The 22,105-nt window shown below is 63.3% G+C and carries 25 protein-coding genes; 16 read left to right on the top strand and 9 right to left on the bottom strand.

From position 1 onward, the window contains the following. Nucleotides 1-27: 27 nt before the first annotated feature. The 3 genes from HND55_11200 to murD are packed head-to-tail and all read left to right on the top strand — an operon-like array spanning nt 28 to nt 3,878. On the top strand, nt 28-1,209 hold the full coding sequence (locus HND55_11200; protein QKK03166.1) for an AI-2E family transporter: 1,182 nt from the start codon (nt 28-30) through the stop codon (nt 1,207-1,209). Next, nucleotides 1,196-2,566, top strand: coding sequence for an endonuclease domain-containing protein (locus tag HND55_11195; protein QKK03165.1), 1,371 nt, complete (start codon nt 1,196-1,198; stop codon nt 2,564-2,566). Before HND55_11200 ends, HND55_11195 begins: the two co-directional genes overlap by 14 nt. Further along, nucleotides 2,544-3,878: a UDP-N-acetylmuramoyl-L-alanine--D-glutamate ligase gene (gene murD / locus HND55_11190; GenBank protein ID QKK03164.1), complete on the top strand. Its 1,335-nt coding sequence runs from the start codon at nt 2,544-2,546 to the stop codon at nt 3,876-3,878. Before HND55_11195 ends, murD begins: the two co-directional genes overlap by 23 nt. Before the next feature lie 193 nt (nt 3,879-4,071). Here the strand turns inward: murD and HND55_11185 are convergent, their stop codons facing one another. After that, the gene (locus HND55_11185) at nt 4,072-5,070 is read right to left on the bottom strand and encodes an octaprenyl-diphosphate synthase (protein ID QKK03163.1); all 999 of its coding nucleotides are present in this window, start codon (nt 5,068-5,070) and stop codon (nt 4,072-4,074) included. A 121-nt stretch (nt 5,071-5,191) separates the two neighbouring features. Here HND55_11185 and ssb point away from each other — a divergent pair, with 121 nt between their 5' ends. The 7 genes from ssb to HND55_11150 all read left to right on the top strand — a co-directional run bounded on the left by ssb (nt 5,192) and on the right by HND55_11150 (nt 11,609). Then, a complete protein-coding gene (gene ssb / locus HND55_11180; GenBank protein ID QKK03162.1) occupies nt 5,192-5,626 on the top strand; it encodes a single-stranded DNA-binding protein in 435 nt (144 codons plus the stop codon). A 176-nt stretch (nt 5,627-5,802) separates the two neighbouring features. Beyond that, nucleotides 5,803-6,888 (top strand): dTDP-glucose 4,6-dehydratase, encoded by a 1,086-nt coding sequence (gene rfbB, locus HND55_11175; protein QKK03161.1) that lies wholly within the window; start codon nt 5,803-5,805, stop codon nt 6,886-6,888. A 28-nt stretch (nt 6,889-6,916) separates the two neighbouring features. Continuing rightward, complete coding sequence (gene rfbA, locus HND55_11170) at nt 6,917-7,801, top strand: glucose-1-phosphate thymidylyltransferase RfbA (protein ID QKK03160.1); 885 nt, start codon at nt 6,917-6,919, stop codon at nt 7,799-7,801. Then, a complete protein-coding gene (gene rfbC / locus HND55_11165; GenBank protein ID QKK03159.1) occupies nt 7,798-8,346 on the top strand; it encodes a dTDP-4-dehydrorhamnose 3,5-epimerase in 549 nt (182 codons plus the stop codon). Before rfbA ends, rfbC begins: the two co-directional genes overlap by 4 nt. Continuing rightward, the gene (gene rfbD / locus HND55_11160; GenBank protein ID QKK03158.1) at nt 8,343-9,227 is read left to right on the top strand and encodes a dTDP-4-dehydrorhamnose reductase; all 885 of its coding nucleotides are present in this window, start codon (nt 8,343-8,345) and stop codon (nt 9,225-9,227) included. Before rfbC ends, rfbD begins: the two co-directional genes overlap by 4 nt. After that, complete coding sequence (locus tag HND55_11155) at nt 9,221-10,636, top strand: mannose-1-phosphate guanylyltransferase/mannose-6-phosphate isomerase (protein ID QKK03157.1); 1,416 nt, start codon at nt 9,221-9,223, stop codon at nt 10,634-10,636. The genes rfbD and HND55_11155 overlap by 7 nt, the downstream gene beginning before the upstream one ends. After that, nucleotides 10,590-11,609, top strand: a complete 1,020-nt coding sequence (locus HND55_11150; protein ID QKK03156.1) for a DUF1684 domain-containing protein — start codon at nt 10,590-10,592, stop codon at nt 11,607-11,609. The genes HND55_11155 and HND55_11150 overlap by 47 nt, the downstream gene beginning before the upstream one ends. Nucleotides 11,610-11,612: 3 nt before the next feature. On the opposite strand, the gene HND55_11145 is transcribed toward HND55_11150, so the two are convergent. From HND55_11145 to pspA, 5 genes are read right to left on the bottom strand one after another with little or no spacing between them, the layout of a single operon-like run. Then, nucleotides 11,613-12,395, bottom strand: coding sequence for an enoyl-CoA hydratase (locus HND55_11145; protein QKK03155.1), 783 nt, complete (start codon nt 12,393-12,395; stop codon nt 11,613-11,615). A 37-nt stretch (nt 12,396-12,432) separates the two neighbouring features. Continuing rightward, nucleotides 12,433-12,681 (bottom strand): hypothetical protein, encoded by a 249-nt coding sequence (locus HND55_11140; protein QKK03154.1) that lies wholly within the window; start codon nt 12,679-12,681, stop codon nt 12,433-12,435. 32 nt (nt 12,682-12,713) lie between these two features. Then, on the bottom strand, nt 12,714-13,103 hold the full coding sequence (gene pspC, locus HND55_11135; protein QKK03153.1) for an envelope stress response membrane protein PspC: 390 nt from the start codon (nt 13,101-13,103) through the stop codon (nt 12,714-12,716). Then, the gene (pspB, locus tag HND55_11130; protein ID QKK03152.1) at nt 13,100-13,327 is read right to left on the bottom strand and encodes an envelope stress response membrane protein PspB; all 228 of its coding nucleotides are present in this window, start codon (nt 13,325-13,327) and stop codon (nt 13,100-13,102) included. Before pspB ends, pspC begins: the two co-directional genes overlap by 4 nt. Before the next feature lie 15 nt (nt 13,328-13,342). Next, nucleotides 13,343-14,008 carry a phage shock protein PspA gene (gene pspA, locus HND55_11125; protein QKK03151.1) on the bottom strand — a complete coding sequence of 222 codons (666 nt, stop codon included), beginning with the start codon at nt 14,006-14,008 and terminating at the stop codon, nt 13,343-13,345. Between the two features lie 324 nt (nt 14,009-14,332). Between pspA and HND55_11120 the strand changes: the two genes are divergently transcribed. After that, entirely contained in the window at nt 14,333-15,055 is a 723-nt protein-coding gene (locus HND55_11120) for an FKBP-type peptidyl-prolyl cis-trans isomerase (GenBank protein ID QKK03150.1), read from the top strand. A 77-nt stretch (nt 15,056-15,132) separates the two neighbouring features. Then, nucleotides 15,133-15,753: a CoA pyrophosphatase gene (locus HND55_11115; protein QKK03149.1), complete on the top strand. Its 621-nt coding sequence runs from the start codon at nt 15,133-15,135 to the stop codon at nt 15,751-15,753. A 294-nt stretch (nt 15,754-16,047) separates the two neighbouring features. Here the strand turns inward: HND55_11115 and HND55_11110 are convergent, their stop codons facing one another. After that, nucleotides 16,048-16,476, bottom strand: a complete 429-nt coding sequence (locus tag HND55_11110) for a copper chaperone PCu(A)C (protein ID QKK03148.1) — start codon at nt 16,474-16,476, stop codon at nt 16,048-16,050. Between the two features lie 109 nt (nt 16,477-16,585). On the opposite strand from HND55_11110, the gene HND55_11105 reads away from it, so the two are divergent. Both HND55_11105 and HND55_11100 read left to right on the top strand, forming a co-directional pair. Continuing rightward, nucleotides 16,586-17,344: an enoyl-CoA hydratase/isomerase family protein gene (locus HND55_11105; protein ID QKK03147.1), complete on the top strand. Its 759-nt coding sequence runs from the start codon at nt 16,586-16,588 to the stop codon at nt 17,342-17,344. A gap of 72 nt (nt 17,345-17,416) precedes the next feature. Beyond that, nucleotides 17,417-17,731, top strand: coding sequence for a hypothetical protein (locus HND55_11100; GenBank protein ID QKK03146.1), 315 nt, complete (start codon nt 17,417-17,419; stop codon nt 17,729-17,731). 20 nt (nt 17,732-17,751) lie between these two features. Here the strand turns inward: HND55_11100 and HND55_11095 are convergent, their stop codons facing one another. Further along, complete coding sequence (locus tag HND55_11095; GenBank protein ID QKK03145.1) at nt 17,752-18,156, bottom strand: acyl-CoA thioesterase; 405 nt, start codon at nt 18,154-18,156, stop codon at nt 17,752-17,754. A gap of 15 nt (nt 18,157-18,171) precedes the next feature. Next, on the bottom strand, nt 18,172-21,024 hold the full coding sequence (gene uvrA / locus HND55_11090) for an excinuclease ABC subunit UvrA (protein QKK03144.1): 2,853 nt from the start codon (nt 21,022-21,024) through the stop codon (nt 18,172-18,174). 421 nt (nt 21,025-21,445) lie between these two features. Here uvrA and rplU point away from each other — a divergent pair, with 421 nt between their 5' ends. Together rplU and rpmA are read left to right on the top strand one after the other, a co-directional pair. Further along, nucleotides 21,446-21,757, top strand: coding sequence for a 50S ribosomal protein L21 (rplU, locus tag HND55_11085; GenBank protein ID QKK03143.1), 312 nt, complete (start codon nt 21,446-21,448; stop codon nt 21,755-21,757). Between the two features lie 3 nt (nt 21,758-21,760). Continuing rightward, a complete protein-coding gene (gene rpmA, locus HND55_11080; GenBank protein QKK03142.1) occupies nt 21,761-22,021 on the top strand; it encodes a 50S ribosomal protein L27 in 261 nt (86 codons plus the stop codon). Nucleotides 22,022-22,105 lie beyond the last annotated feature (84 nt).

The raw sequence follows: 22,105 nt of genomic DNA, 5'->3' as shown, positions 1-22,105 counted from the left end.
GCGGGGCGCAGCCGATATAATTGGCCGATGATCGAACGCTTCAACCGCTGGTTCCAGCGGCACTTCTCGGATCCCCAGGTCGTGATCCTGGCAGCCTTCTTGTTGCTCGGCGTGGTCGTCGTGGTGCTGTTCGGGCGCATGCTGACGCCGGTGCTGGCCAGCCTGGTGATCGCCTATCTGCTTGAAGGCGGGGTCCAGCGGCTGGAGCGCTTCGGCCTGCCGCGGCTGATCAGCGTAATCGGCGTTTTCACGACCTTCATTGCCGCCCTGTTCTACCTGATCTTCGGGCTCGTACCCATGCTGACGCGCCAGATTGCCGCGATCGTGCGCGAGCTGCCCGGATACGTTGCCACGGCGCAGGACTGGCTGGCCACCCTGCCTGAGCGCTATCCGCAGATCGTTGCACCGGCCGGGGAAGTTTCACCGGTGCCGGATCCTGCAGCGCAGGACGGTAGCGCGCTGGTTGCCGAACAGGCCGAGCGTGAACTGGCCTTGATCTCGCAGGAGCAGCTCTCGCGCATGCTCGACAATCTGGGCAGTGAGGTCGTCAACTACGGAGCGACTCTGGTGTCGTTCTCCGGCGTGATGAGTGCGGTCAACCTGCTGATATTCCTGGTGCTGATGCCGGTGCTGGTGTTTTTCTTCCTCAACGACAAGCATACATTGCTGGCCTGGATCCGTCAGTACCTGCCCAGGGATCGCGCCCTGGTGGCCAGCGTCTGGCAGGAGGTGGACGCGCAGATCGGCAACTATGTCCGTGGCAAGGTGCTCGAGATCCTGATCGTCTGGATCGTGACCTACGTCGTCTTCGCCCTGCTTGACATGCCGTTTGTCATGCTGCTGTCGATGATGGTCGGTTTTTCCGTGATCATTCCGTATATCGGCGCTGCGGTTGTGACCCTGCCGGTCGCCGTCGTGGCCCTGATTGCTTTTGGCGTCAGCGCGAACTTCTGGTACGTGCTGATTGCCTATGTCATCATTCAGGCGCTCGACGGGAACGTGCTGGTGCCGGTGCTGTTTTCTGAAGTCGTCAGCCTGCACCCTGTGGCCATTATCATTGCGGTGCTTTTCTTCGGCGGCATCTGGGGCTTCTGGGGAATCTTCTTTGCCATCCCGCTGGCAACCCTTGTCAACGCGGTCCTGCGCGCGTGGCCGCGGCCGCTGGCCGACAGTCAGCCCGATGCTGCGGTCGACCGTGCCGAATCCTGACTCCGGAACCGCGAACCCGGTCGAGTCCTGGCGCCCTTTCAGCAGCGCGAGTTTCAGCTGCGAGTCGCGGTACCTGGACCCGGAGCGCGGGGAAGTCAGGCTCGCCTATCGGCTCGACGGCATGGCCCTGGTCGAAGTGTTCCGTCTGCCGTGGTCTGGCCGGGTTTCCCCGGCCCGGGCCCAGGCTGTCGAGGCGGCGCTGGATCTACTGCACTGGACCGCCGCAATCAGCTACTGGAAGGCCGGCTGCCCGGCGCACTTCCACTTTGGACAGCGCAGCCCTGATCGCTGGCAGGCCGACTGGCTGCGTCGGCTCTATCTTGAAGGGCTGGGCGAGTTCGCCTGGCGCAATGGACTGGATCTGGAAGCGCGGGTCTCGATTGTTGGCGCCGGGCCGGCTGCCCCCTCTGCCCCGCGGCTCGGTTTGAGCCAGCAGCGTGCGCTGGTGCCGCTGGGCGGCGGCAAGGACTCGCTGGTCGCGCTGGAGCGAGCCCGACGGTTGGACGGCATGGAGGTCGAGACGGTGCAGGTTGGCCAGGCTGCATTGATTTGCCAGGTCGCGACGGCGACCGGCTGTCGCCACTGGATTGTCGAACGAAAGCTCGACCGGCGACTGAATCTGCTCAACCGTGCCGGTGCTTGGAATGGTCATGTGCCGGTGACGGCGATCAACGCCGCGGCCCTGGTGGTTGCCGCCCTGGTCGGTGATTTCGCCTACGTTGTTTTTGCCAACGAGCGCTCGGCTGACGAAGCAACGCTGATTGATCCGGCCGGCCACCCGGTCAATCACCAGTTTTCCAAGTCCTTTGCCTTCGAGTGCATGCTCGATGACTGGGTCCGGCGCTATATCGCGACCGACCTGCGGGTCTTTTCGCTGCTGCGCCGGGACCGTGAACTCGGCGTGTGCCGGGCCTTTGCCGCTCTGGATCGCTATCACGGGGTGTTTTCTTCGTGCAACCGAAATTTCCACCTTGACGGCGCAGCCACGCCGCGCTGGTGCGGGCAATGTCCAAAGTGTCATTTCGTCGCTCTGGCGATGGCGCCTTTCCTTGCGCCTGAAGCGCTGGCGCAGATGTTCGGCTGTAATCTGCTCGATGCGCCGGACCAGGTCAGCGGCTTTCGCGCCCTGCTTGCGCTTGACGGGGTCAAGCCATTCGAATGTGTCGGCGAGGCGCAGGAAGCCCGTGCGGCCCTGATGCGACTGTCTCGGGACCCACGCTGGTCGCAAATGACGGTGGTCCGGGCCCTAGCGCCGCTGGTGGACGATGACGCCACGCCCCCGCTCGAGGTCCTGTGCCAGCCCGGCGGGCCCGACCGGATTCCCGAGGCCTTCCGTGCCAGCGCTGCCGACACTTGAGTCCATCGCGGGATGTCGAATCGGCATCCTCGGCTTCGGGCGAGAGGGCCGTAGCGCCCTGAAGGCGCTGCGCGCGTGCAATCGCGAGCTCGATGTCACCATTCTCACCGAGAGCGGACCGGTTGAGGTTGATGATGCAGCGCTGCGGGTTGGCCCGTTCGACGAACGCCTGGCCGAGTTTCCCGTGCTGCTGCGTTCGCCGGGTATTCCGGTCAGTCACCCCGCACTCGAGCGCGCCCGCAGCGCGGGCAGCCTCATCGTCAACCCGGCCACGCTTTGGCTGTCAGAGCGCGGCGCTCACCTGCCGGTTATCGGTGTCACCGGCTCGAAAGGCAAGAGCACGACCGCATCGCTGCTGGCCCACCTGCTGCGCGCACGGGGCCAGCGCGTGATACTGGCCGGCAATATCGGTGTGCCGCTGCTCGATCACCTCAGCACACCGGCCGACATCGCCGTCGTTGAGCTGTCGAGCTATCAGCTGGCCGACCTGGCCGGTCGGCTGGATATTGGCATCGTAACTCGGCTGTTTCCGGAGCATATCGACTGGCACGGCAGTCAGGCGGCCTACTTTGCCAGCAAACTGCGGATCGTCGAGCTGCTGGAGGGTCGGCCACTGATCGTCAACGCCAGCGACGATTGTCTGATGCGGGAAACGGCGGGGGTGGCGGGGCGGCTTGCCGGAAACCGGCCTCCGGCGCCGTACCGTCGGGGCGATGTGCTGATAGTCGGCCAGGAGTGTACCGTTGCGCCCGGGTCACTGGCGCTGAGGGGTCGGCACAATCTCGACAACTCGGCACTGGCCTTGCAGGCTGCGATGCTGCTCGGTCATCCGGCAGAGGCCCTGGTCGATGCACTGCGTGATTTCTGCCCGCTCCCGCATCGGCTCGAGCGAATCGCTGATCAATGTGGAGTTTCCTGGGTCAATGACTCGATTGCGACTAGTCCATATGCCACCCTGGCGGCACTGGAGGCCATCGCAGATGGTCCGGTCGTGCTGATCGTCGGCGGCAAGGACCGGCCGGCTGACTGGTCACCGGTCATGGACTGGATCCGGCATCACGGTCTGTCCGGGTTGATCGGTATCCCGGACAACGGCCCGGCAGTCGTTGAGTGCTGCCGACAGCAGGCCGGGGATCGCTGTGCCCGGCTGGCCCGCGCAGACAGTCTGGAGTCGGCCGTTCGGCTGGCGGCTGAATGGAGCCGTCCGGGTGATACCGTGGTGCTGTCGCCCGGTGCGCCGAGTTTTCCCCGCTTTCGAGACTTCGAGCATCGCGGCGAGGTGTTTCGTCTGGCGGTCGCTGGCTTGCGCTAGCCCGCATTATTTTCATGAATCGCCGCGATGATTGCGCAGGGGATTGTTCGCACAGCGGATTTTCCGACCGAGCGGAATACCAGGCTGTATTTCCGAGGGAGGAACATCCGCTGTGCGAACAAGGCGCAAGCAAGGGCGCGAGTGAATTCATGAATAATGCGGGCTAGGCCCGGCGGACTTGCCGGACCTGCGCTCAGAGGGTGCGATCGACCGCGTATCGGGCAAGGAATTGCAGCGCGCCGCGCTCTTGCGAATGGGGCAGGAACGTGAGTGCGTCCATGGCCTGGCCGGCCAGCGCGCGGGCCTGAAGCAGGGCCTGTTCGAGGGCCCCGGTCTGATGCAAAATGCGCCGTGCCTCGTCGATGCGGTCGCTGCCGCCGTTTTCGATCATGCCCCGGATCGTGTTCCGGTCCCGTTCGCTGGCGCCTGACAGCGCCAGAATCAGCGGCAGGGTGACCTTGCCTTCGGCCAGGTCGTCACCGATGTCCTTGCCGATATCCCGGCTGCTGGCGCGATAGTCAAGAACATCGTCAGTAATCTGAAACGCCTGTCCCAGACGCAGTCCGTAGTCGGCCAGGCGATCACAGTCGAGGCGCGTCATGCCAGCCAGTATGCCGCCCAGACGTGCGCTGGCGGCAAACAGGCAGGCGGTCTTGTCGGAGATGACCTGGTAGTAGTCGTCGACCGTGAGGTCGGCATTACCCATCTGCATCAGCTGCAGCACTTCACCCTCGGCAATGGTATTGGTCGTATCGGCCAGGATGTTCATGATCGTCATCTGGCCGAGTTCGACCATCAGCTGGAAACTGCGCGAGTAGAGAAAGTCGCCAACCAGGACCGAGGCCGCGTTGCCCCAGACCCGGTGCGCGGTCACGCGGCCACGGCGATGGGCCGACTCATCGACGACATCGTCATGCAACAGTGTTGAGGTATGAATGAACTCGATGATGGCCGCCAGCTTGATGTGATCGCGACCCCGGTAGCCGGCGGCGCGGGCGCTGAGCAGGTGGACCAGCGGCCGCAGGCGTTTGCCGCCGCCGCTGATGATGTGCTGGCTGATCTGGTTGACCAGCACCACATCGGACCGGAGCCGTTCGACGATCAGCCGATCGACGGCCTTGCGGTCTTCGCGGGCGGTCTCGAGGACGTCTTCCAGGGTCAGGGAGGCGCGGCGGGTCGAAGCATCATTCATGGCCGACAATTATACGGGTCGATTTCTCTCAAGGTAACGGGCACATCCGGAAGGGTCCCGCTGCCGCGCTGTGCTAGACTTTGCGCGTCTTTCAACTCAACCCGAGGAGGGGCCGGCAGTCATGGCCCGTGGAATCAACAAGGCGATTCTGATCGGCAATCTGGGTGCCGATCCTGAAACCCGGCATACGGCCGGGGGCAATGCGGTGACCAATATTCGCATTGCGACGTCGGAGACCTGGCGTGACCGCCAGAGTGGTGAGCAGCAGGAGCGGACTGAATGGCATCGCGTGGTCCTGTTCGGCAAACTGGGCGAGATTGCCGGCGAGTATCTGCGCAAGGGTTCCAAGGTATATATCGAGGGGCGTATTCAGACCCGCAAGTGGCAGGGCCAGGATGGCCAGGATCGCTGGACCACGGAAATCGTGGCCAACGACATGCAGATGCTCGACAGCCGTGGAGGTGCCGAACCCTTCGATCGCGGCGAGCCGTCGCCGAGAGATGACGCTCCGCCCAGCGACAGTGGCGGCGGCCTCGAAGATGATATCCCGTTCTGAGATCCGGGCCGACTGCAACCACCCAACACGCGCGAACAGACCGGACTGCCTGCCGGGGAAGCGATTGCGGTGAACCGACGCTACTGGTCTGCAATGGTCTGGCAAGCTTCGGTTCACGCGTTTTTTTGCGCTCCACGCAGTCATGCGGTTGGTGATTGACGGGCAATGGACTCCACATGAAGACGATTCTTGTCACCGGCGGCGCCGGCTTCATCGGTTCCAATTTCGTGCGGCAGGTGTTGTGCGAGTCTGACGCGCGCGTGGTCAATCTGGACCTGCTGACCTATGCCGGCAACCGCGAGTCGCTTGAGGGTCTGCAGGCTGACCGGCACCTGTTTGTCGAAGGCGATATCTGTGACGGAATGCTGGTCAGGCGCCTGCTCGCGGAGCATCGGCCCGTGGCGATCGTGCACTTTGCGGCCGAAAGTCATGTTGACCGTTCGATCGATGAACCGGGGGCGTTTATCCGCACCAACGTGAATGGCACTCAAGCCCTGCTCGATGCCGCGCTCGAGTTCTGGCAGGGGGGAGTGGATCAGTTCCGGTTTGTGCACGTGTCCACCGACGAGGTCTACGGGACGCTTTCGCCCGACGAGCCGGCCTTTACAGAAACGCACCGCTATGCGCCCAACTCGCCGTATGCGGCCTCCAAAGCGGGAGCAGACCATCTCGCCCGGGTCTGGCATCGCACCTACGGTCTGCCGGTCATCATCACCAACTGCTCGAACAATTACGGACCGTACCAGTTTCCCGAAAAACTCATTCCGCTGATGCTGATCAATGCGCTTGAAGGCGAAGGTCTGCCGGTATACGGAGATGGCCAGCAGCGCCGCGACTGGCTGTATGTCGGTGACCATTGCCGTGCCATTCGCCGGGTGCTCGAAGCCGGTGAGCCGGGCCGGGTCTACAACATCGGCGGCAACGCGGAGATGGCCAACCTCGACGTGGTCCATCTCCTGTGCGACCTGCTTGATGAGCGGGTTCCGGTCGAGCGACCGCGGCGCGAACTGGTCGAGTACGTTACCGACCGGCCAGGTCACGACCGGCGTTACGCCATCGACGCGACCAGAATCCGTGACGAACTTGGCTGGGCCCCGTCGGTGAGCTTCGCCGAGGGCCTGGCCAGGACCGTCGACTGGTACCTGGACAACCGCGACTGGTGGCAGCGCATCAGAGACGGCCGTTACCGCTCCGAGCGGCTGGGCACCTCGCGAATCGCTGGGGAACAGAGGATTACCCGAATCCTGAAACATGAAACCTGAAACCTGAAACCTGAAACCTGAAACCTTCATGCAACGAAAAGGCATCATCCTGGCCGGTGGCTCCGGCACTCGCCTGTATCCGCTGACCCAGGTGATTTCAAAACAGCTGTTGCCGGTCTACGACAAGCCGATGATCTACTATCCCCTGTCGACTCTGATGCAGGCCGGCATCCGCGAAATACTGGTGATCACCACACCGCACGAGCAGGGGCTGTTCAAGGGCCTGCTCGGAGACGGCAGTCAGTGGGGTATCGATCTTTCCTATGCCGTTCAGGACGAGCCGCGGGGCCTGGCCGATGCCTTCATCATCGGGCGGGCATTCATCAACGGTCGGCCGTCCTGCCTGATCCTGGGTGACAATATCTTCCATGGGGGCGGGATGCGTGCACTGCTTGAGCGGGCCAACGGTCGCGAGCACGGCGCCACGGTATTCGGCTACTGGGTCAGCGACCCCGAACGCTACGGTGTCGTGGAGATGGATGCCGGCGGGCGAGTCCTGTCCCTGGAGGAAAAGCCCGCCCAGCCGAAATCCAATTATGCGGTTACCGGCCTGTATTTCTACGACCCGGATGCCTGCGGTTTTGCTGCTGAACTGGAGCCGTCGGCGCGCGGGGAGCTGGAGATCACCGATCTCAACCGCTGCTACCTGCAGGCCGGCAATCTGACCGTCGAACGGATGGGTCGCGGTTACGCCTGGCTTGATACGGGCACGCATGCCTCGTTACAGCAGGCCGCCAGCTATATCGAGACTCTGGAGTCGCGCCAGGGTCTGCGCGTGGCCTGTCCCGAAGAGATCGCGTTCCGCCAGGGCTGGATCAGCACCGAAGAGCTGTTGAAGCTGGCCGAGCCGCTGGTCAAGAGCGGATACGGCGACTACCTGCGCATGGTCGCGCGAACGGCCGGGCAGGCATGAAGATCGAGGAGACCGCGCTGCCGGGCGTCAAAATCATCGAACCCCGGGTATTCGGCGATGCGCGCGGCTGGTTCCTCGAGACCTGGCGCCAGGAGCGCTACCGGGAACTCGGCATTGGTCCGGATTTTGTCCAGGCCAACTGTTCCAGTTCGGTGCGCGGCGTACTGCGCGGGATCCATTTCCAGTGGCCCGAGCCCCAGGGCAAGCTGGTGTGGGTCAGTGCCGGGCGGGTTTTCGACGTGGCTGTCGATATTCGCCCCGACTCCGCCACTTTCCGGCACTGGTACGCCACCGAGCTGGATGCCGAGCATCATCGCCAGCTGTGGATTCCGGAAGGCTTTGGTCACGGCTTTCAGGTGCTGTCTGATTCGGCCACGTTCAACTACCTGTGTACGCGTCCCTACCGGGCCGAGCATGACACATCGATTGCCTGGGACGATCCCGATATCGGAATCGATTGGCCGCTGGAGCCGGCCGGCCTGTCCAACAAGGATTGCAGCGCGCCGCGCCTGAGCGAGCTTGCGCGCCAACAGCTGCCGTCATGAGCACCCTGCTGCTTGGCGCCAGCGGCCAGCTGGGCCGCCATCTCCAGCACGTGCTGCCGGGGTTGGTCACCTGCGCCCGCCACGACGCCGACCATATCGCCGACCTGACCGATATGGGCGCCCTGCGTGCGGTGCTGGCGTCGGTGCGCCCGCAAGTCATTGTCAATGCCGCCGCATGGACGGCGGTCGACGATGCCGAGGATCATCCGGCCGAGGCGTTTCATCTCAATCATGATGTGCCGGCGGCCCTGGCCGAGTGGGTGCGCGAGCGTGACGCGCTGCTTGTGCATTATTCTACTGACTACGTGTTCAGCGGCCAGCCGGGTCGGGCCTGGCGCGAGGATGATGCGGTCGCGCCTGAATCGGTATATGGCCGCACCAAGCTGGCCGGTGAGCAGGTTGTTGTTTCCAGCGGCTGTCGCGCGCTGGTTCTTCGAACGGCCTGGCTGTATTCCGCCCTGCCGGGCAACTTCCTGAGTGCGATACTGGCGCGCGCCGCGCGCGGCGAATCGCTCCGGGTCGTGGCCGACCAGACCGGCTCGCCCACCTGGGCGGGGACCCTGGCGGAGGCAACCGCACAGCTGCTCAGCCGGGCCGACACGGTGGATCGTCCGATTCTGCTGCATGTCGCCGGGCAGGGTGCCTTGACCTGGCACGCGCTGGCCGAAGAGGCCGTGCAGATGGCGGCCGTGCGTGGCATTATCCCGCAAGCGGTTGAGGTGACACCGATTAGCAGCGATCAATGGCCGCAAAAGGCGCGTCGTCCAAGCTGGTCGGTGCTTGACTGTGACCGCTTCGAACAGCTCAGTGGCTGGCATTTGCCCGATTGTCGAGTCGCGCTGTCCGAGTGTCTGGATCAATGGAGCGCTGCGCAATGCTGATACCCGTGATTCTGTCCGGCGGCGCCGGAACCCGGCTGTGGCCGGTTTCGCGCAAGGCCCACCCGAAGCCGTTCATGCGTCTGGCAGATGGCCAGACCCTGGCTGCCAGCACGATTCGACGCGCGCTGACGGTGGCCGATCAGCCGCTGACGCTGACCGTTACCGGACGCGACTACTACTTCCTGACCCGCGATGAGTACCTGGCAGTCAATGATCAGGCCGATTACCGCTTTTTGCTGGAACCGGAAGGGCGCAATACCGCGCCGGCCATCGCTGCGGCCGCGCTGTGGGCTGAACAGAACCACGGGCCCGATACGCGCCTGCTGGTCATGCCTGCCGACCATCTGATCCGTCAGCCTGACGCGTTCATCGAGGCCGTACGGCATGCTGATGCTTTGGCTTCCGAGGGATGGCTGACCTGCCTGGGCGTCACCCCGACCCATGCCGAGACCGGCTACGGGTACATTCGATCCGGTGCAGCCATCGGTGAGCATGGCCGGGAGATCCGCGCGTTTGTCGAAAAGCCGGACCAGGACACCGCCCGGCGCTACTTCAGTTCGGGCGAGTATCTGTGGAACGCGGGCATGTTCTGTTTTCGGGCCGATGCCGTGCTGGCCGCACTCGATAGCCATGCAGGCGATATCGTCGAGCAGGTGAGGGCAGCCTGGGCGCATACCCATACAGCCGAGTCACCGATCGAGCTTGACGGCGAACGGTTCGCCGACGTGCGAGCGGACTCGATCGACTTTGCGGTCATGGAAAAGGCGAAGCGGCGGGCGGTCGTGCCCGTCGATTGTGGCTGGAGCGATATCGGCTCATGGCAGGCGATCAGCGAACTCTACGAGACCGATGCGTTGGGTAATCGGGTTCAGGGTGAGGCCGTGCTGGTCGATGCGCGCAACACCTTTGTGCAGGGTGATCAGCGGCTGGTGGCGGCGGTGGGTGTCGAGAATCTGGTCATCGTGGACACGGGTGATGCGGTACTGGTGGCCAGTCGCGATCGCGCCCAGGAAGTCAAGGCGGTTGTCGACGAACTGACCCGCAAGCAGCATGACCTGGCGGTGTTTCACCGTACGGTTCATCGTCCGTGGGGCAGCTATACGGTGTTCGAGGATGCCCGTGACTGCAAGGTCAAGCGCCTGGTTGTCCGACCGGGAGGCATCCTGTCGCTGCAGCGCCACCAGCATCGCAGCGAACACTGGACCGTTGTTTCCGGCACCGCCAAGGTGCGCGTTGGCGATGAGGAGCAGCTGCTGGGTCCGAACGAGACGGTTCAGATTCCGGCCGGCTCGCTGCATCGGCTGGAAAACCCGGGCGCTGAGGATGTCCATATTATTGAAGTGCAGACCGGGAGTTATTTTGGTGAAGATGATATTGAGCGCCTGGAAGATGTCTACGGGCGAGTCTGATCGGCAGACCGATTGCGCCCGATCACGGGGGCTGGTCGTGGCTGGACTGGTCGTGGGACTGGTCCTGGCCGGCTGCACCGCATCCAACAAGGCGGTGATTTCCGGCCCGGACGGTACCGGTGACGACAGGTGGTCAAGCAGCGATCAGTGGCGCGCCGGGGTCATGGCCTGGCGCGAGCGCCGACTCGGCAGACTGACCGAACCCTACGGCTGGCTGAGCCTGGTTGGGCTCGATTTCGTTGACGACGGCCAGTGGCGGGTGGGGCATTCGGATCAGGTCGATATCGCCATGCCGGCCGGGCCGGCGCTGTGGGGCGTGCTCACGGTTGACGGTCTTCAGGCCCGATTCAAGCCGGCCGACGACTCGGTCAGCGTGGATGGCCTGGCCGGGCACAGCGCCGATCTTCTGCCGCCCGACCGGGATGAACCGGTCTGGGTGCAGGCCGAGGATGTGCGTTTTCAGGTCATCGAGCGCAACGGCCGGTTGGCGGTTCGAACGCGCTGGCCGCGGGCCGCAACGCGTACCGGGTTCACTGGCCTGGACTACTTCGAATTCGATCCTGACTGGCGTATCGATGCGCAGTTCGAGGCGCATCCAGCGGGCACCACCATGCCGGTTGGCAGCGTGCTTGGCGACCTGACCGACGAGCCCAATCCGGGGGCGGCGGTGTTCACGGTCGACGGTCGAGAGTTTCGTCTGGAAGCCGTTGCCGATAGCGATGACGAGCAGCTGTTTTTCATTTTCGCCGATCGGACAAGCGGTCGCGAAACGTACGGAGCCGGCCGGTTTCTGTATGCTGACCGGCCGGATGCCGATGGCCGACTGGTGCTCGACTTCAATCGCGCCTACAATCCGCCATGCGTTTTTACCGAGTACTCCACCTGCCCGCTGCCGCCGCCGGAAAACCGCCTCGATGTGCGTGTGACGGCCGGGGAGAAGGATTACGCCGGCCAGTCGGGTGATTCGAAATAGAGTTCACCTGCCCTTGAATTCCGGCGCGCGCTTTTCGAGGAAAGCAAGAGTTCCTTCCTTCATGTCCTCGGTGGCACAGCACAGGCCAAAGCGCGCGGCCTCCAGCGCCAGGCCCGAAAGCAGATTGGTGTCAGCGCCCTGATTGATGACCTGAATGATGCCACGCACTGCTTCGGGTGCGGCATCGGCCAGTCGATCGGCCAGCTCCCGGACCGCCGCCTCAAGCTGCCCGGGTTCAACCACCCGATTGACGATGCCGAGCTGTTCGGCGCGCTCGGCGCTGACCGGCTCGCCGGTCAGCGTCATTTCCAGTGCCCGGGCGGTTCCGACCAGGCGCAGCAGTCGCTGGGTGCCGCCAAAGCCCGGCATGATTCCCAGCTTGATCTCCGGCAGGCCAAGGCGCGCGTTGCTTGACGCGATGCGCAGATGACAGCCCAGCGCCAGTTCCAGGCCGCCGCCGAGGGCGAATCCGTTGACCGCGGCAATGACGGGCTTGTCGAAGCTCTGGATCATGGTCATGAGGTGCTGCCCCAGCACCGCAAACCGGCGTGCGTCAACCGGGCTCTGCTGGCGGATCTCACCAATATCGGCGCCGGCCACGAAGGCCTTGTCGCCGGCGCCGGTCAGTACGATGACGCGCACGGTGTCTTCGGCGTGTGCTGCAATCAGGGCCTGCTCGAGCTCCGCAATCGTCTGTCGGTTCAGGGCATTGAGCTTGTCTGGACGGTTGATCGTGATTGTTCGGACGGCCTTGCGGTCGTCGATCAGGAGGTTTTCGTGGGCCATGAGTATCGGGCTCCCGGTTCAATTTGGTTCAAGCCCGCTAGTGTACCCCGCCATTGACGGTGCGAACGATCATCCATCCGGCGACGACCAGCGTCGCCACAGCCGCCAGAAGGAGCATCAGTGCAGGCGCCATTGGGGCCATCTCGGCCAGCATGGCGTTGGCGTGCACCAGGGTGCGGGTCAGCGAATCGAGGCGGGCAAGCAAGTCGCGCAGGGCGCTGCTGAATCCGGCCAGTGCGGCCGGAATCATGAGCACCAGGGCCAGCAGGGTCAGGAGGCTATGCATGTCGTCCCTGTCTCGATGCACCGACGGCGTAATCAGTCTCTGAGTTCTCGGTCGATGCGGTACTCGCTGGAGGTCAGCCAGGCCTCCATGCGCTGCAACCGCCGGTCAAGCTCCCTGAAGCGCTGATGCAGTCGATTGACGCCGTCTCTGGGGCCGCGACGAACCTGCTGCCAGAACGCCTCATCGCAGGGGTCGCGATAGAGATTGATCGGACGTTTCGGAACCAGGACCCACAGCACGACATAGCCGATGACGATTACCGCGGTAAACGGAATGGCCAGCAGGACCGTGATGATGCGCAGCGCCGTCAGGTTGAAACCGGTCCAGTCGGAGATCCCGGCACATACCCCGGCCAGGATGCTGCGGTCCTTGTTGCGGTAAAGACGGTTGCGGTCAGGTTGCTCGTCGTATCGACGGTTCATGTTCGGTTTCTCCAGTTGGGGCTGTCATCGTCAAGGATGCGCTCGAGCGTGTTCATGCGCTCTTCCATCCTGCGGGCACTCTCATGCAGATCTTCCAGCAGTGCCTCATCCTTGCTGTTGAGGCGCCGGCTGGCCGAGTTGCGCGTGGCGTAGTGCAGGATCAGCCAGATCGGCGCCACGATCACCATGAAGATGATCAGCGGCACAAAGAGCAGTTCCAGCATTCCGATCATCTCCGCTTACTCCCGGTTGCGGCGTGATTTGAGCTCAGTCAGGGCCTCCTCGACCCGCTCGTCGCGCTCGAGCTGTTCGAATTCCGAGCTGAGCGTCTGGCCCTTGCGCCCCATATCGAGCGCCTCGGACTCCGATTCGATGCGCTCGATGCGTTCCTCGGCCGCGTCGAAGCGATGCAGCATCTCGTCGATCTTGTCGTTGTAGACGTGCTTTCGGGTCTGGAGGTGGTGATTGGCCGAGCGGTGCCGCATGACCAGGGCCCGCTGCCGGCTGCGCGCGTCGGTCAGCTTGGCCTGCAGCTTGCCGATATCTTCGTCGTACTTGGCCAGCTGCTCCTCGTAGTGCTGCAGCTCTTCGTTGAGGTAGGCAATGCGGTCGCTGAGCGCCGTTTTTTCGGCCAGCGCGGCGCGGGCCAGGTCCTCGCGATCCTTTTCCAGCGCCAGCTCCGCCTTGCGCTCCCACTCGATCTGCTGCTGCTCGAGGCGTTTGAGCAGTCTCGTGCGCTCCTTTTTCTCGGCGATGCACTTGGCGGTGGCCGAGCGAATCTCGACCAGGGTGTCTTCCATTTCCTGGATCATCAGACGAATCATCTTTTCCGGGTCTTCCGCCTTTTCCAGCGCAGCGTTGAGATTGGCGTTGATGATGTCGCCCATGCGGGAAAAAATGCCCATGGTTTTACTCCTGTTGTGGATCTGTGGGTTTGCTGGCTATGAGGCAATTGCTGTGCCAATTCCCGCCTTCACCAATAATCAATGAGTTAGCTCAGCAGCCGTTTGGCCTAAAGGTTAGCGTTACCTCTTCATAGGTAATTTTTACCGTTTGATTGAAAAGCGAGCCGTCCTGGCTGAGCGCTGACTTGACCGCCGGATGCGCATACCGGAAACTTTCGCCGGCAAAGGCGGGTCTACTCGGCGGGTGCGGCCCGAATGTCGGTCGCGTCAGGTACAATACAGGACTGGATTGCCATCACAGATTCCTTTCCCAACGGAGGCAGCATGCAAAAGTCATTCGTGGCTGCGGTTTTTGCCGTGGCACTTGTCGCGCCGGCAGCGGCGCAGGACCTTGAAAGCGAAGCCGGCAAGCTCGGTTACTCAATCGGCTATGAGTTCGGCGCGGAACTCAAGAGCTACGATATCGATATTGACATCGAGGCCGTTTTCCAGGCTGCCCGTGATGCCTATAACGAGCAGGAGCCGCGGGTCGAGATCGAGGAAATGCGTGAGCGTATGCTGGCGCTGCAGGAAAAGATTCGCGAAGAGCGGATGGAAGCATTTCGCGCGCTGGCCGAGGAAAACCAGCAGAAGGCCGAGACCTTCCTGGCCGAGAACCGCGACAAGACCGGCATCCAGACGCTGCCCAGCGGCGTGCAGTACCGGGTCATCGAGGAAGGAGAGGGTGAGCGTCCCGGTATCGAAGACACCGTGACCGTGCATTACCGCGGCTCAAAGATCAGCGGGCGAGAGTTCGACAGTTCGTTCCGACGCGGCATACCTGCGGTTTTCCAGGTCAATTCGGTGATCGAGGGCTGGCAGGAGATTCTGCCTTTGATGCGTGAAGGCGCCATGTGGCAGGTTTTTCTGCCGCCGGAGCTGGCTTTCGGGGTGCGCGGCGATCCGCCGATGATCGGGCCGAATGAGGCACTGCAGTTCGATATCAAGCTGGTCCAGATCGGCGCTCCGGAAGACTACGAGGAAAACGCTCAGGCCCCCGGTCAGTAAGTGTCGGGTGCGGCCGTCTCCCGCGCCGTCGCCCAGGCCGACTCCGCATCGGCCCTGCGGGATGCAGGCCGGTTGCGATGCTTTCCAGGGCGTCTGGTGTGATTCCCGATGTCTGGCTGCCAGACGGCTGGCTGGCGCGACTCCATCCGCTTGATGCCGTGCCCGATGAACTGCCTGTGCGTGGCTACCGGCCACGCGCTGGCGTCTGGAATACGCGCCCGGCAGCGGTCCTGATTCCACTGCTGCTCGAGCCCAGCGCGCGGGTGGTGCTTACCGTGCGCAGTCAGCGTCTGGCGCATCATGCCGGTCAGGTGGCGTTGCCCGGGGGCGGCCGTCAGCATGGCGAGGCATTCCCGCTGGCCACCGCCTTGCGCGAGGCGCACGAGGAAATCGGCGTCGATCCGGCTGTGGTTCGGCCTTGCGGACTGCTCGATTGCTTCGACACCATTACCGGCTACCGGATTGTGCCGGTGGTTGCGACGATCGAAGGCCGGCAGTCGCTGCGGCCCTGTCCCGACGAAGTGGCGCGAATCTTCACGCTGCCCTGGGCGACGGTACGGAACCCGGCAAGCTATCGGCACCACCGGGTCTGCCGGGCGGGCCACAGCTATGACATGGTGTCCATGAGCCATAGCCGCTGGCCAATCTGGGGTGCCACGGCCGCCATCCTCGAGCAGTTTGCTCTGTCCGGCGGCTGATCGCGTCGGGTGCCGGTCTCGTAGGACCCTGATTACCCGACCTGAGCTGAACAGCGGCACCAGCGAGCACTGGTCCCCGGCTCGTGCCATCACATGCGCACGGTCTTCCGGCTTCAGGGCCTTGGCCAACTTGACCGGCAGGACGCGGCCTCGCGGGCCATCAGTCCGATATTGGCGCAGTCCGGCAGCAGCAGTTCCCCGACCGGTTGTGGGCGCAGACGGCGAAAAAGCCGGAACGGGGATGTGACGAAAACAGCGGCTGGACGCCGTCGCCGACGACACCATTCAACCGGGTCAGTCAAAGCCTCGCGGTCGCACTTCGCTCATGAATTCGTAGGTGCGGCCGGTTTCATCGGTCAGCTCGATCGGCAGTAGATCGCCGGCTGTTACCGGCGCGCCGGGGCCGATCAGCATCAGATGATGTCCGCCCTGCTGCAGTGTCTTGTGGCCATTGGCCGGGATCGTCAGGGTCTCAAGGCGGCGCATGCGCATGACGCCGTCTGTCATGGTCATGGTGTGTATCTCGACCCGCTCGAACCGGGGGCTTCTGGCGGCTGTCAGGACAATATCCCGGTCGGTGGGATTACGGATTTCGACGTAGCCGGCCATCATTCGGCCCGGTGGCGCCTCCGGTGACCAGGCATCGATGAACTCAAGTGGCGGTGCCGAGAAGATCGGCCCGGCGGCCGTGATCAACAGCAGAAGGGCGGCAAGACGCATCATGTCGGTGATGACTCCTTAGAATGGGCTGTCGACCGGATTATCGCAGATGCCGGCATTCGACAATCAGGCATAATGGCCGCTGGTCAATCTTTGCGGGGAATGACGCGACATGCTTCAGACCCAACATCATGAACAGGCAGTCATCGAACTGCAGCTTGACCGACCGCCGGTCAATGCCCTCAACCCGGAACTGGTTGCGCGACTGAGAGAGGCCATGGTCGAGGCCATTGACGACGGTGCGCAGGCGCTCGTACTGTCCGGGCAGCCGGGTCTGTTTTCGGCTGGCCTGGATGTGCCCCATTTGCTCGGGCTCGATCGTGGCGGTATGCGTGAATTCTGGCAGGAGTTCTTTGCCCTGCTCGAGCAGGCTGCCCGTTCGCCGGTCCCGGTTGCCGCGGCGCTGACCGGTCACAGTCCGGCAGGTGGTACGGTCATTGCCCTGTTTGCCGACTACCGGGTCCAGGCCGAAGGCGATTTCAGGCTTGGCCTTAACGAAGTACAGGTCGGACTGATCGTTCCGCCGATCATTCATCAGGCGCTGGTGCGGCTGATCGGGCCCTATCCGGCCGAGCGTCACCTGGTTGCCGGTGAAATGATTCCCGCATCCGATGCCCATGCGCTGGGCCTGGTCGACGAACTGGCCGCACCCGAGCAGACGGTTGCCCGGGCTGTCGGCTGGTGTCAGGAGCTGCTGGCCTTGCCGCGGCACTCCATGCTGGGCACGCGCCAGCTTTGCCGAGCACCGCTTGGCGCGCTGTTTGACAGTCGGGAGGCCCTGGACGTGGATGGTTTTGTCGACGCCTGGTTTGCCGATCAGACCCAGGTCACCCTGCGCCAGCTCGTCGAACGCCTGCAGCAGAAGAAATAATTTGCCAGCAGCCTGCGCAGCGCCTATGCTGGAGTCGCTGCGTTCGTCCATTCTCCAAGCAGGAGGTGTTTCATGGGCCAGGCACAAACCGACAACCGGCGACGCTACCTGCGTTACCCGCCGGATGAAACCGAAATCGTTCTGCTGCAGTTTTCCAACACCCTACCGAGCGAGGACGTGTTCGAGCCGGAAACGGCCGGCTTGGTGTGTGAGGAATCCCGCGGCGGCTTGCGCGTGGTTGCTCTCAAGCGCGGCCCGATCCGTAACGTTGAGGCGGGCAGCCGGTGCGTTGTTCAGGTTGCCAATCTGGGTTTGCAGGCGGCCGAGATTCGGTGGCTGGAGCCGGTTGACGACGACGTCATGAAGATCGGGCTGGAGTTCGGTTAGGAACCTCTGACAGAGCTTCCCTAACCGGCCAGGTCGCGCATGACGCCGGGCAGCGGGACGGGCTCGCCGTTGCGTTTGTCGATCCAGACCAGCGTGCATATCGCGTCGGCATAAATCGTTTTCTGACCATTCTCGTCGGGCTCTGCGGCACGCACCTCCTGGCTGAGCTTGATGCTCGATCGCCCCGGGGATTGCGGCAGCAGGGTGACGCACAGCTGCTCCGGCCAGTGCAGCGGTTGACGGTAGTTGATGTTGATGTTGGCCACGACCGGACCGGCTTCCTCGCCCTGCCAGTAGCTGGGCACCGAACTCATCCACTGGGCACGAACCTCTTCAAGATAGCGCAGGAACACGGCGTTGCTGACATGATCGAACGCATCCATGTCTCCCCATCGCACGGGCATGATCACGGTAAACTCAGACATCACTAGCCTCCTTGGTCAGGCGGTTTTCTTTCGTTTGGGCCGGGTTTCCAGTATGGACTTGAGATATTGGCCCGTCCACGATTCCGGTGCGGCAGCCACCGTTTCCGGGCTGCCGCTGGCGATGACCCGACCGCCGCCTTCGCCACCCTCGGGCCCCAGGTCGACAATCCAGTCGGCCGTCTTGATCACATCGAGGTTGTGCTCGATGACCACCACCGTGTTACCGGCATCGCGCAGGCGATGGAGCACTTCAAGCAGCTGCTTGATATCGTGGAAGTGCAGACCTGTCGTCGGTTCATCGAGGATGTAGAGTGTCTGACCGGTGTCACGCTTGGACAGCTCGCGTGCCAGCTTGATGCGCTGTGCCTCGCCGCCGGACAGAGTGGTTGCGCTCTGGCCAAGCTGCACGTAGCTCAGGCCGACATCCATCAGGGTCTGAAGCTTGCGGGCGACACCCGGGACCGGCTCGAAGAATTCCAGCGCATCTTCCACCGTCATCTCCAGCACCTCGTGGATGTTCTTGCCCTTGTAGGTGACCGTCAGGGTCTCCCGGTTGTAGCGGCGGCCCTGGCAGACATCGCAGGGGACGAAAATATCGGGCAGGAAGTGCATCTCGACGCGGATCAGTCCGTCGCCCTGACAGGCCTCGCAGCGCCCGCCCTTGACGTTGAACGAGAAACGTCCCGGTTTATAGCCGCGTGCCCGCGCCTCCTGAGTGCCGGCAAACAGTTCCCGAATCGGCGTGAACAGTCCAGTATAGGTGGCCGGGTTGGAGCGCGGCGTGCGCCCGATCGGGCTCTGATCGATATCGACGACCTTGTCGAACAACTCCAGCCCGTCGAAGCCTGAAAACGGGGCCGGGGCATCCGAGGCCCGGTTGAGCTCCCGGGCCAGCAGGCGGTACAGGGTATCGTTGATCAGAGTCGATTTGCCGGAACCGGACACGCCGGTCACGCACACAAACAGACCGGCCGGCAGTTCGAGATCCACGTTCTGCAGATTGTTGCCGTGCGCACCCAGCAAGCGGAACATGCGGTCGGGGTCGGGCTTGTGGCGACGATCGGGAACGGAGATTTCGCGTCGACCGGCCAGATAGTCACCGGTCAGCGATTCGGCACAGTCGAGCAGCCCTTTGCAGTTGCCGCTGTAGACGATCTGACCGCCGTGCACACCGGGGCCGGGACCGATATCGACCACGTGGTCGGCCGAGCGAATGGCTTCTTCGTCGTGCTCGACCACAATCACCGTATTGCCCAGATCGCGCAGGCGGATCAGGGTGCGCAGCAGGCGCTCGTTGTCGCGCTGATGCAGGCCGATCGACGGCTCGTCGAGCACGTACATCACGCCGACCAGGCCGGCGCCGATCTGGCTGGCCAGGCGAATCCGCTGGGCCTCTCCACCCGAGAGGGTGTCGGCCTGGCGGTCCAGCGTCAGGTAGTTGAGTCCAACATTGACCAGAAAATGGAGCCGTTCGCGCACTTCCCTGAGAATTCTCCCGGCGATCTCGCCGCGCCAGCCGGTGAGCTCAACACCGTCGAAAAACGCCAGGCAGCGCTCCACCGACCAGCTGGAGATCTCCGGCAGTGATCGGCCGGCGATGAACACATGCCGGGCCGCCCGTCCCAGCCGCTGGCCGCCGCACTCGGGACATTTCTGTGTGGAGATATAGCGCGCCAGTTCTTCACGGACAATGCGCGAGTCGGTTTCGCGATAGCGCTTTTCAAGGTTCGGGATGATGCCGACGAACGGGTGCTTGCGCGTCTGTGTGCCGCGGTCGGTCAGGTAGCGAAACGCGATTTTCTCCTCGCCGCTGCCGTAGAGGATGACCTGTTGCAGGGTATCCGGCAGCTCGTTGAACGGCGTCTCGATGTCAAACTGGTAGTGTCTGGCCAGCGACTGAATCAGCTGGAAGTAGTAGGCATTGCGTCGATCCCAGCCGCGAATCGCGCCGCCGGCCAGCGACAGTTCACGATTGGCAACCACCCGGTCGGGATCGAAGTACTGCTTGACGCCGAGACCGTCGCAGGTCTTGCACGCCCCGTTGGGGTTGTTGAACGAGAACATCCTTGGCTCGAGCTCGGGCAGACTGTACTCGCACACCGGGCAGGCGTAACGAGCCGAAAACAGCATTTCCCCAGTGTCGTCTTCGCCCTCCATCGGCGCCACGATGGCCAGTCCGTCGGCCAGCGCCAGCGCGGTTTCGAAACTCTCCGCGAGACGCTGGACCAGGTCATCGCGCACCCTGAACCGGTCGACGACCGCCTCGATGGTATGCTTGTGCCGGAGCCCCAGGGTTGGCAGTTCGTCATCAAGATCAATGACCTGGCCGTCAATCCGGGCGCGCACGAACCCCTGGGCGCGCAGCTGCTGCAGGGTGTGCACATGTTCGCCCTTGCGGTTGCGGACTACCGGAGCGAGCAACATCAATCGCGTACCGGCGGGCTGATTGAGTACGGTATCGACCATCTGCGAGACCGTCTGGGCATCCAGTTCCTCGTCGTGATCCGGGCAGCGCGGAGTGCCGACACGTGCGTACATCAGGCGCAGGTAGTCGTGAATCTCGGTGACCGTGCCGACGGTCGAGCGCGGATTGTGGCTGGCGGCCTTCTGCTCGATGGAAATGGCCGGCGACAGGCCCTCGATGTGATCGACGTCCGGTTTCTGCATCATCGACAGGAACTGCCTGGCATAGGACGACAGGGACTCGACGTAGCGGCGCTGGCCTTCCGCATAGATCGTGTCGAAGGCCAGCGATGATTTGCCCGAACCCGAAAGCCCGGTAAACACGATCAACCGGTCGCGCGGAAGCTCAAGATCGATATTGGCCAGATTGTGGGTGCGCGCGCCGCGGATGGAAATGGTCTTCATGCCGTCGCCGGGTAGTCGGGTCAAGCCTGCTAATATATCGCGCCGGTCGTGATCGAGGCAAAACTCCGTGCAATTTTGGCGCCTGCGTCGTCTGTTCGGTGCCTTGTCTGCATCTCGGGTTGTCGGCCGCACATCGACCGGGCCCAATTCCGTCCGGCTCACCTGGTGTGCGCTCACCCCGATGCCGCCGAATTCCGGGAGATCTTCCGGGATCCGTGCGCGCAGGCCCGGCTCGGGCCAATGGAGCACCCGACAGTGCCCCCGCCGGTCGTGATTCCTGGAGGGGCGGAGCCGGCCTGCGGCTTCCGTCTGAGAAGGCCGCCGTGAGGCGAGTCGCAGGGGACACTGATCTGGTTGACTTGGGCGGCTGCAGTCAGTAAAATTCCCGCTCTTTACTGGCGAGTTCTCCCGGAGTAGCATCATGTACGCGGTTTTTTCTACCGGCGGCAAGCAGTACAAGGCGTCTGAGGGCGATGTGCTGCGGGTCGAGAAGCTCGATGCCGAGCAGGGGGCGACGGTTGAGATCGACCGGGTGCTCATGGTTGGCGAGGGTGACGATGTGCGCATCGGCACGCCGACCGTCGACGGCGGCAAGGTGACTGCTGAGGTGGTCGGGCACGGCCGCGGCAAGAAAATCCGCATCATCAAGTTCCGTCGCCGCAAGCATCACATGAAGCAAATGGGACATCGGCAGTACTACACCGAAATCAGGATCACGGGCATCGAAGGCTGAATCATGGCTCACAAGAAAGCAGGCGGCTCCACTCGCAACGGCCGCGATTCCAATCCGAAGTACCTGGGCGTCAAGCGTTACGGCGGTGAGAACGTCCTGGCCGGAAACATTCTCGTGCGCCAGCGCGGTACACGCTTTCATGCCGGCGCCAATGTCGGAGTCGGGCGCGACCACACGCTGTTTGCACTGTCCGACGGCAGGGTCAAGTTCGAGCGCCGCGGCAAGCCCGTGCGCAAGTTTGTGTCGGTCGAGCCGACCGAATAACAATCGCATCCTGCCCCAAGCCGGATGCTGCACATCAGCCCCGCCCCGTGCGGGGTTTTTTTTGCCGATGTCGTGGGGATTCCG

It is taken from the genome of Pseudomonadota bacterium, from assembly GCA_013285445.1.
GTDB lineage: Bacteria > Pseudomonadota > Gammaproteobacteria > Xanthomonadales > Wenzhouxiangellaceae > Wenzhouxiangella.
This window is presented reverse-complemented; position numbering and strand designations above follow the sequence as displayed.

Excerpts from the sequence above, each read along its gene's own strand:
- HND55_11120 (QKK03150.1), top strand. The coding sequence starts at position 14,333 with ATGCAAAAGTCATTCGTGGCTGCGGTTTTTGCCGTGGCACTTGTCGCG.
- HND55_11200 (QKK03166.1), top strand. The coding sequence starts at position 28 with ATGATCGAACGCTTCAACCGCTGGTTCCAGCGGCACTTCTCGGATCCC.
- pspB (QKK03152.1), bottom strand. The coding sequence starts at position 13,327 with ATGCTGGAACTGCTCTTTGTGCCGCTGATCATCTTCATGGTGATCGTG.
- uvrA (QKK03144.1), bottom strand. The coding sequence starts at position 21,024 with ATGAAGACCATTTCCATCCGCGGCGCGCGCACCCACAATCTGGCCAAT.
- HND55_11185 (QKK03163.1), bottom strand. The coding sequence starts at position 5,070 with ATGAATGATGCTTCGACCCGCCGCGCCTCCCTGACCCTGGAAGACGTC.
- rplU (QKK03143.1), top strand. The coding sequence starts at position 21,446 with ATGTACGCGGTTTTTTCTACCGGCGGCAAGCAGTACAAGGCGTCTGAG.
- HND55_11140 (QKK03154.1), bottom strand. The coding sequence starts at position 12,681 with ATGCATAGCCTCCTGACCCTGCTGGCCCTGGTGCTCATGATTCCGGCC.
- HND55_11115 (QKK03149.1), top strand. The coding sequence starts at position 15,133 with ATGCTTTCCAGGGCGTCTGGTGTGATTCCCGATGTCTGGCTGCCAGAC.
- HND55_11155 (QKK03157.1), top strand. The coding sequence starts at position 9,221 with ATGCTGATACCCGTGATTCTGTCCGGCGGCGCCGGAACCCGGCTGTGG.
- rfbD (QKK03158.1), top strand. The coding sequence starts at position 8,343 with ATGAGCACCCTGCTGCTTGGCGCCAGCGGCCAGCTGGGCCGCCATCTC.
- ssb (QKK03162.1), top strand. The coding sequence starts at position 5,192 with ATGGCCCGTGGAATCAACAAGGCGATTCTGATCGGCAATCTGGGTGCC.
- HND55_11095 (QKK03145.1), bottom strand. The coding sequence starts at position 18,156 with ATGTCTGAGTTTACCGTGATCATGCCCGTGCGATGGGGAGACATGGAT.
- HND55_11100 (QKK03146.1), top strand. The coding sequence starts at position 17,417 with ATGGGCCAGGCACAAACCGACAACCGGCGACGCTACCTGCGTTACCCG.
- rpmA (QKK03142.1), top strand. The coding sequence starts at position 21,761 with ATGGCTCACAAGAAAGCAGGCGGCTCCACTCGCAACGGCCGCGATTCC.
- pspA (QKK03151.1), bottom strand. The coding sequence starts at position 14,008 with ATGGGCATTTTTTCCCGCATGGGCGACATCATCAACGCCAATCTCAAC.
- HND55_11110 (QKK03148.1), bottom strand. The coding sequence starts at position 16,476 with ATGATGCGTCTTGCCGCCCTTCTGCTGTTGATCACGGCCGCCGGGCCG.
- rfbB (QKK03161.1), top strand. The coding sequence starts at position 5,803 with ATGAAGACGATTCTTGTCACCGGCGGCGCCGGCTTCATCGGTTCCAAT.
- pspC (QKK03153.1), bottom strand. The coding sequence starts at position 13,103 with ATGAACCGTCGATACGACGAGCAACCTGACCGCAACCGTCTTTACCGC.
- HND55_11105 (QKK03147.1), top strand. The coding sequence starts at position 16,586 with ATGCTTCAGACCCAACATCATGAACAGGCAGTCATCGAACTGCAGCTT.
- rfbA (QKK03160.1), top strand. The coding sequence starts at position 6,917 with ATGCAACGAAAAGGCATCATCCTGGCCGGTGGCTCCGGCACTCGCCTG.
- rfbC (QKK03159.1), top strand. The coding sequence starts at position 7,798 with ATGAAGATCGAGGAGACCGCGCTGCCGGGCGTCAAAATCATCGAACCC.
- HND55_11145 (QKK03155.1), bottom strand. The coding sequence starts at position 12,395 with ATGGCCCACGAAAACCTCCTGATCGACGACCGCAAGGCCGTCCGAACA.